Origin of the sequence: Mycobacterium sp. 663a-19, from assembly GCF_035616495.1 — a bacterium.
GTDB lineage: Bacteria > Actinomycetota > Actinomycetes > Mycobacteriales > Mycobacteriaceae > Mycobacterium.
In genome coordinates this window covers 1-489 of the sequence record NZ_JAPJAV010000046.1, presented here as the reverse complement: position 1 = coordinate 489, position 489 = coordinate 1, and the positions used below count along the sequence as shown (strand labels likewise).

Annotated in this window: 1 protein-coding gene; it reads right to left on the bottom strand. The window is 71.8% G+C overall.

Annotated elements, in window-relative coordinates; all coding sequences use genetic code 11:
* Positions 1–489: AMP-binding protein (locus OQ968_RS24795; protein ID WP_324682296.1), on the bottom strand; the 489-nt coding region annotated here is incomplete at both ends.

The following is a 489-nucleotide window of genomic DNA, read 5'->3' as shown; positions in this document are numbered from 1 at the left end:
TCACCCCGACCGGCACCGGGCGCAACCACCCATCGAGCACCAAAAGCGCCGCCCCGGCCACCGGCACCCCAATCGGCACCACCGGCTCACCCGGGGTCAGGGGGGCGCTGATCGCCGCATACACGGTGGTCTCGGTGGGCCCATAAGCGTTGAGCATCACCCGCCCCGGCGCCCACCGATCCACCAGACCGGTCGGGCAGGCCTCCCCGGCCACCACCAGCGTCACCGACTCCAACCCCGCCGCGGGCAGCATCGCCGCCGCCGACGGGGTCTGGGTGAGCACCTCGACGTGTTCACCGATCAGCAGCTCACGCAGCTCGTGCGGGGAGCCGACCACCGGCTCGGGCACCACCACCAGCCGCCCACCACCCAGCAGGGCCCCGAAAATCTCCCACACCGAAACATCGAAGGACAACGAGTGGCACTGCGACCACACCCGCCCCGCCGGCAGCTGAGCGGGCAGCGCCCCCAGCAGCGCGGTGATGTTGT